The sequence below is a fragment of the Synechococcus sp. R3-13 genome (genome assembly GCF_047462195.1).
Taxonomy (GTDB): domain Bacteria; phylum Cyanobacteriota; class Cyanobacteriia; order Thermostichales; family Thermostichaceae; genus Thermostichus.
On record NZ_JANSIO010000516.1, the window covers coordinates 1 to 574 of the forward strand.

A 574-nucleotide genomic window follows, 5' to 3' on the forward strand; every position below is an offset into this window, starting at 1 on the left:
CTGGACCTATCGGCCTGAGTTGTTTGGCTTCCCTCTCATAGGGGCTGTTTCTCGCATCCACCGCTTGGTGGACTTGTTGGGCAAGGTGGAACGGGTGAGCTGCCAACTGCGCTACGACGGGCCGGACCTGCCCCACCGCTACAGCAGTTGCTACTGCACAGCCCAACTGAGTTTTGCCAATGGGTTGCTGGCGGTGTTGACGTATGGCAAGGGGGAATCCCTGTGGTGTTCCCAACGGCTGTTGGAGTTTCACGGCCAACGGGGGGGCCTGTTGATCAACGGCGAAGAGGCAATGTTGTTGCGGCCCGGCAGCGCCCATTCTCTAGAGACGGGATCCCGCCACGGCCTCTTCGAGCAAGACACCCGCATGGTGCTGGATCACCTGCGCCACGGCAGACCCCTCTACATCAATACCGAAAACATGCTCCACGCCCTGGCAGTGGCCGAGGCAGCCGAGCGATCTGCCCAAACCCAGCAGGTGGTTCCCGTTCAGGATTGATCCCAGAGTCAAGACCCAATTAACCAACGGCTCCAGCCCCCGCAAACACGCTGCCGATGCGGCGCATCGCCTCTT

Annotated in this window: 1 protein-coding gene; it reads left to right on the plus strand. The window is 61.0% G+C overall.

What is annotated here, in order from left to right; translation table 11 throughout:
• Nucleotides 1-499 (plus strand): Gfo/Idh/MocA family oxidoreductase (locus NW856_RS14190; RefSeq protein ID WP_414400761.1); only part of this gene is annotated, 499 nt, incomplete at its 5' end.
• Nucleotides 500-574: the final 75 nt, after the last annotated feature.